This is a genomic window from Pelomonas sp. KK5 (genome assembly GCF_001984095.1).
In the GTDB taxonomy this organism is placed as follows: domain Bacteria; phylum Pseudomonadota; class Gammaproteobacteria; order Burkholderiales; family Burkholderiaceae_C; genus KK5.
In genome coordinates this window covers 1-5,219 of record NZ_LYVQ01000327.1, presented here as the reverse complement: position 1 = coordinate 5,219, position 5,219 = coordinate 1, and the positions used below count along the sequence as shown (strand labels likewise).

Below are 5,219 nucleotides of genomic sequence, written 5' to 3'. Positions count from 1 at the left end.
GCCATACCCGGGCGGCGGCATCAGTTGGCCGCCCGCCGCCAGCGCGACGGCCGCAGTCTTACTTGGAGACGACGGCGTAGGTGCCCTTCAGCGCGAGGCCGGTGACGAAGGTGCCGTCATGGCACTCGATGGTGGTGTCGCTGCGGGTCTCGTTCTTCTTGTAGTAGCTGACGATGTCGATCACGGCATTGGCCCCCTGGCTCTTGGCCTTGTTGTGGAAGGCCTTCAAGGCCGACAGCGCGGCCCACTTGCAGGCTTGGTCCGCACTCTTGTTGAAGGCGTTGGTCTTGGGGTTGGACACGTCCTCGCCCATGCGCTTGACGACCTTGGGCGTGGCGGCTCCGGCCAGGTGGAAGCTGACGCCCTCCAGGTCGGTCTGGGCCTCGGGCATGGCCAGCACGTCGGCCAGCGGAATGTTGACGATCGTGTCGCGCGCATGCGCCAGCGGGGCCAGTGCCATCAGGGCCAGTGCGGCCAGCAGGTGCTTCTTGGTCTTCATCTTCAGTGCTCCCGTCATGGAATCGAGGAAATGGGATGCCGCACGATAGACGAACTCCGCCGGCCTATCGATGGCAGCTTTCACAGGCACGCGCGGCAGAGTTCCGTCGTCACTGCTTGGTGGAGGCTGGCCGGTCCGGCGCCTGGTTGCTGGCGATGACTTCCGCCGTAGTGCGGCCGCCCAGGGCGGCGCAGTCGAGCGGTTGGCTGCCGGTCCACCGGATCGCCGTGCCAGTCGCCACCGGGCGCACGAGGCGCCAAGGGAAGAAGCCGAAGCGCTGGGCGCCGTTGTAGTCGAAGATCGCATCACCGCCCGCCGACTTTGCCTTGGACGCAAGCTCGGGCAGCACCTGGACCACGGAGCCATACGTCTGGCGGGCAGCCTTCAGCTTGCGCAGTACTTGGTAATTGCCGTCCTGCCCTGCGGGCCGACCGGGGATCAGGCACATGTCGCGTTCAGCGGCCGGCGCGGCGGCCAGGGCCGCGTTGGCTTCGGCCTGCGCCGTGGCCAGGGCCTGAGCCTCTTCGGCCGTCGGGCCCTTCTCGCCGTTCGCCGTGGCGGCCGGCGGCGGAGCCGCCGAATCGGTGTCGGCGGCGGACGCGAAGCCCGCGAGGAAAAGCAGCGATGCGGCGAGCAGGCCGGCGGTTTGGGTCTTCATCCTTGGTGCACTTTCAGCTAACGATCAGACACGACGGAAGATCAACGAAGTATTGATCCCGCCAAACGCAAAGTTGTTGCTCATCACCACGCCGGTCTGCAGTTCCCGGCCGCCAATACCGCGGATGTAGTCGATGTCGCCGCAGCGGGGATCGACGGTCTCCAGGTTCAGCGTCGGCGCGAACCAGCCGGTGTTCATCATCTCGATGCTCATCCAGGCCTCCAGCGCGCCGCAGGCGCCCAGCGTGTGGCCCATGTAGCTCTTCAGCGAGGAGATCGCCACGCGCGGGCCGAAGACCTCGTGGGTGGCCTGGCTCTCGGCCACGTCGCCATGCTCGGTGGCGGTGCCATGCGCGTTGACGTAGGCGATCTCGCTGGCCGGCAGGCCGGCGTCCTTCAGGGCCAGCCGCATCGCCTGGGCCATCGTCGGGGCGTTGGGCTGGGTGACGTGGCAGCCATCGCTGTTGGTGCCGTAGCCGATCAGCTCGGCGAGGATGGTGGCGCCGCGGGCCTTCGCATGCTCGTATTCCTCGAGCACGAAGGTGCAGGCGCCCTCGCCCAGCACCAGGCCGTCGCGGGCCGCGTCGAAGGGGCGCGGGGTCAGCTCGGGCGAAGCGTTATGTTTGACGCTGGTGGCGAACAGGGTGTCGAACACCGCCGCCTGCGTGGCGTCCAGTTCCTCAGCGCCGCCGGCCAGCATCGCCACCTGGCGGCCGTCGCGGATGGCCTCGTAGGCATAGCCCAGGCCCTGGCTGCCCGAGGTGCAGGCGCTGCTGGTGGTGATGACCCGCCCGGTCAGGCCGAAGTGCACGCCGACGTTGACCGCCGCGGTGTGCGACATCATCTTGATATAGGTCGTGGCGTTGATGCCCTCGGTGCTCTTCTCGTTGAGCATGCGGCCGAAGTCGCCGATGGACTTGGGCGTGCCGGACGAGGACCCGTAGGAGATGCCGACCTCGCCGCTCTTCAGCAGCGGGTCGTCCAGCAGGCCGGCCTGCGTGAGCGCCATCTCGCTGGCGCGCACCGCCATCAGCGCGACGCGGCCCATGCTGCGCGTGGCCTTGCGGTTGTAGCGCTTCGCGTCCAGCTCGAAGGGCGCGGCGGGCACGCCGACGCGGGTGTTCAGGCCCTCGTACTGGTCCCACTCGGCGATGTGCTGCACCGCGTTGCGGCCCGAGCGCAGGTGGGCGAGCACGGCGGCCCAGTCATGTCCGAGGGGGCTGATGGCGCCGATGCCCGTCACCACCACCCGCTTTGCACTGCCGCCGCCACTCATCCGACCATTCCCCCGTTCACCGAAATCACCTGCCGCGTGATGTACGCGGCGTCCTCGCTCATCAGGAAGGCGACCGTGGCCGCCACCTCTTCCACCTTGCCGACCCGCTTGGCGGGGATCAGCTTCAGCGCCTCTTCCAGCACCTGCGCGTCGACCATCTCGGTATCGATCAGGCCCGGCGCGACGCAGTTCACCGTGATGCCGCGGCCCGCCAGCTCCACCGCCAGTGCCTTGGTGGCGCCGATGATGCCGGCCTTCGCGGCACTGTAGTTGACCTGACCCCGGTTGCCCATCAGGCCCGACACCGAGGACAGCGTGACGATGCGCCCCGGCTGGCGCCGCCGCACCAGCGGCATCGTCAGCGGCTGCAGCACGTTGTAGAAGGCGTCGAGGTTGGTGTGGATGACCTGGTCCCAGTCCTCGCCGGACAGGGCCGGGAAGGCGCCGTCGCGCGCGATGCCGGCATTGCAGACGACGCCGTAGTAGCAGCCGTGGGCCTCGACGTCGGCCTCCAGCGCCGCGGCGCAGGCCGCGCGGTCGGCCACGTCGAACTGCAGCACCCGCGCGCCGCGGCCCAGCGCCGCGATCTCGGCGGCGGCTGCATCGGCCTGCTCGCGCTGGCTGCGGCAATGCAGCACGATGTCGTAGCCCTCGCGTGCCAGGCGCAGGGCGATGGCCCGCCCGATGCCGCGGCTGGAGCCGGTCACGAGAACGGTCTTGCTCTCACTCATTGGTTTTACTCTCACCTGTCAGGAACGCCACCGGATCCTCGGGGCCGAAGACGGTCAGCTGGGCCGTGGCCACGCAGTCCTCGCCGATCTCGATGCGGCAGTCGAATTGTCCCAGGCCGTTGTCCGCCTGGAACTCGCGCCTGACGCTGACGCTCAGCTTCTCGCCGGCGCGGAAGGCACTGCGGCTGCAGCGGTAGCGGCGGCTGCCGAGCAGGAAGCCGATGCGCGGCTCGCCGCCCTGCGCGCCGGCCCAGGCGGCCACGGCCTGCGCCATGTACTCGATGCCGACCCAGCCGCCGATGCCGACACCCTCGTGGAAGAACAGGTCGCCTTCCGAGACGGTCAGCTCGGCGCGCAGGCTCTCCGCATCGCAGTCGAGCACGGTCTGCAGCAGGCTCATGCGGCCGGCATGGGGCACCAGCGAGGCGATCGGATTCATGGCGAGGCAGTCAGGACGAGCGCGGCATTGCTGCCGCCAAAGGCGAAGGAGTTGCTGAGCACCGCGCGCAGCGGCCGGCCCAGGCGCTGGCCGGGCTGCACCAGGTTCAGCGCGGGGATGCCGGCGTCGCGCTGGCCGTCCCACCAGTGGGGCGGCAGGGCACCGTCGGGATTGTCCGTGAGCGCCAGCCAGGCGATGGCCGCCTCCAGCGCGCCGGCAGCGCCCAGCGTGTGGCCGGTCAGCGGCTTGGTGGAGCTGCAGGGCAGCGCCGGGCCGAACAGCTCGTGCACGGCGCGGCTTTCCATCGCGTCGTTGTGCGGCGTGGCGGTGCCGTGCAGGTTCAGGTAGTCGATGTCGGCCGGCGCGAGGCCGGCGCGCTGCAGCGCCTCGCGCATCGCGGCCAGCGCGCCGGCGCCGTTCGGCTCGGGGGCGGAGATGTGGTGGGCGTCGGAGCTCTCGCCCCAGCCGGTAAGCTGCACCGGGCCGCTCTCGCGCGTCATCAGGAACAGCGCGGCGCCCTCGCCGATGTTGATGCCGCAACGGGTGCTGCTCATCGGGTTGCAGCGCGCTTCGCTGACCGACTCCAGCGCCGCGAAGCCGGCCACGGTGAAGGCGCACAGCGAATCGGCGCCGCCGCACAGCACCGCATCGCACTGGCCGGCGGCAAGCAGCCGCGCGGCGCTGGCCAGGGCCTTGGCGCTGGAGGAGCAGGCGGTGGAGATCACATAGGCCGGGCCTTCGAGGCCCAGCACCTCGGCCAGCATCAGCGCGGGCGAGCCGATCTCCTGCTGGCGCGGGTCGAAATGCGCGGGCAAGGCGCCCTCGCGAGCCTGGGCGGCGAAGGCCTGCTCGCTCTCGCCGATGCCGGAGGTGCTGGTGCCCAGGATCACCGCGATGCGCGCACGGCCGTAGCGCTCGACGGCTTCGTCCACCTGCGGCCGGATCTGCACCAGCGCGGCCAGCAGCAGCGCGTTGTTGCGGCTGCGCCGGTGGGCGGGCAAGGCGTCGAGGGCGGGCAGGCTCGCGGTGACCGAGCCGAGGTGCAGGGTGCGGCCCGGCAGCAGGTCATCCCGCGGGGCCACGCCGCCGGGCGCATCGGCGCGCTGCAGGGCGGCGCGCACGGCGCCCTGTCCTTCGCCCAGCGCGCAGACCAGGCCCAGCGCATTCAGGTAGCTGCTCATGGTGATGTCGTGACGGGGGTCGATTCGATGCTGAGCCGGTAGTGCTCAAGCCGATTGTCGATCTCCGCGCGGCCCTGCCAGCGGGGCTGGCCGGTGTAGTCGATCTGCATCTGGACGATGTCGCCCATCCGGATGACCCGGCGCTGGCCCTGCTCGTCCACGGACCAGCCGGCCGGCAGCGCCGTTGCAAGGGCCTCGCGCGGCCAGTAGGCCAGCTGGATGTCGCGCAGCACGCGGGCGCCGTCCACCTCGGCCGGCAGCATCAGGTGGCGCTGCTGCTGCAGCTCGCGGCCGTCCCAGCGCAGCATCAGCACCCGCTGGTTCAGCGCGAAGGCGGCCAGGCGCAGCTCGGTGTCATCCACCTCCAGCTGCACATCCAGGCTCCGCTCGGTCGGCGGGGCGCCGGCGGGCAGCTCGCGCACGGTGAGTCGCTGGG

General features: G+C 70.5%; 7 protein-coding genes. All 7 read right to left on the bottom strand.

Translation table 11 applies throughout. The features are described from left to right. Positions 1 to 58: 58 nt before the first annotated feature. Positions 59 to 499: an excinuclease ATPase subunit gene (locus tag B0W88_RS29445; protein WP_077038090.1), complete on the bottom strand. Its 441-nt coding sequence runs from the start codon at positions 497 to 499 to the stop codon at positions 59 to 61. Between the two features lie 109 nt (positions 500 to 608). Then, positions 609 to 1,157 carry a hypothetical protein gene (locus tag B0W88_RS29440; RefSeq protein WP_077038089.1) on the bottom strand — a complete coding sequence of 183 codons (549 nt, stop codon included), beginning with the start codon at positions 1,155 to 1,157 and terminating at the stop codon, positions 609 to 611. A 24-nt stretch (positions 1,158 to 1,181) separates the two neighbouring features. Further along, positions 1,182 to 2,432: a beta-ketoacyl-ACP synthase gene (locus B0W88_RS29435; RefSeq protein ID WP_077038088.1), complete on the bottom strand. Its 1,251-nt coding sequence runs from the start codon at positions 2,430 to 2,432 to the stop codon at positions 1,182 to 1,184. Further along, positions 2,429 to 3,163, bottom strand: coding sequence for a 3-ketoacyl-ACP reductase FabG2 (locus tag B0W88_RS29430; protein ID WP_077038087.1), 735 nt, complete (start codon positions 3,161 to 3,163; stop codon positions 2,429 to 2,431). Before B0W88_RS29430 ends, B0W88_RS29435 begins: the two co-directional genes overlap by 4 nt. Continuing rightward, positions 3,156 to 3,602: a 3-hydroxylacyl-ACP dehydratase gene (locus B0W88_RS29425; RefSeq protein ID WP_077038086.1), complete on the bottom strand. Its 447-nt coding sequence runs from the start codon at positions 3,600 to 3,602 to the stop codon at positions 3,156 to 3,158. Before B0W88_RS29425 ends, B0W88_RS29430 begins: the two co-directional genes overlap by 8 nt. Further along, on the bottom strand, positions 3,599 to 4,783 hold the full coding sequence (locus tag B0W88_RS29420; RefSeq protein ID WP_198937973.1) for a beta-ketoacyl-ACP synthase: 1,185 nt from the start codon (positions 4,781 to 4,783) through the stop codon (positions 3,599 to 3,601). The genes B0W88_RS29425 and B0W88_RS29420 overlap by 4 nt, the downstream gene beginning before the upstream one ends. Beyond that, positions 4,780 to 5,219, bottom strand: a 440-nt coding sequence (locus B0W88_RS29415) for a DUF3261 domain-containing protein (protein WP_077038084.1), incomplete at its 5' end; no start/stop codon positions are given. The genes B0W88_RS29420 and B0W88_RS29415, both read right to left, overlap by 4 nt.

What these genes read in the sequence shown, in the direction of transcription:
- B0W88_RS29445 (WP_077038090.1), bottom strand. Translation starts at nt 499, where the DNA reads ATGAAGACCAAGAAGCACCTGCTGGCCGCACTGGCCCTGATGGCACTG.
- B0W88_RS29440 (WP_077038089.1), bottom strand. Translation starts at nt 1,157, where the DNA reads ATGAAGACCCAAACCGCCGGCCTGCTCGCCGCATCGCTGCTTTTCCTC.
- B0W88_RS29435 (WP_077038088.1), bottom strand. Translation starts at nt 2,432, where the DNA reads ATGAGTGGCGGCGGCAGTGCAAAGCGGGTGGTGGTGACGGGCATCGGC.
- B0W88_RS29430 (WP_077038087.1), bottom strand. Translation starts at nt 3,163, where the DNA reads ATGAGTGAGAGCAAGACCGTTCTCGTGACCGGCTCCAGCCGCGGCATC.
- B0W88_RS29425 (WP_077038086.1), bottom strand. Translation starts at nt 3,602, where the DNA reads ATGAATCCGATCGCCTCGCTGGTGCCCCATGCCGGCCGCATGAGCCTG.
- B0W88_RS29420 (WP_198937973.1), bottom strand. Translation starts at nt 4,783, where the DNA reads ATGAGCAGCTACCTGAATGCGCTGGGCCTGGTCTGCGCGCTGGGCGAA.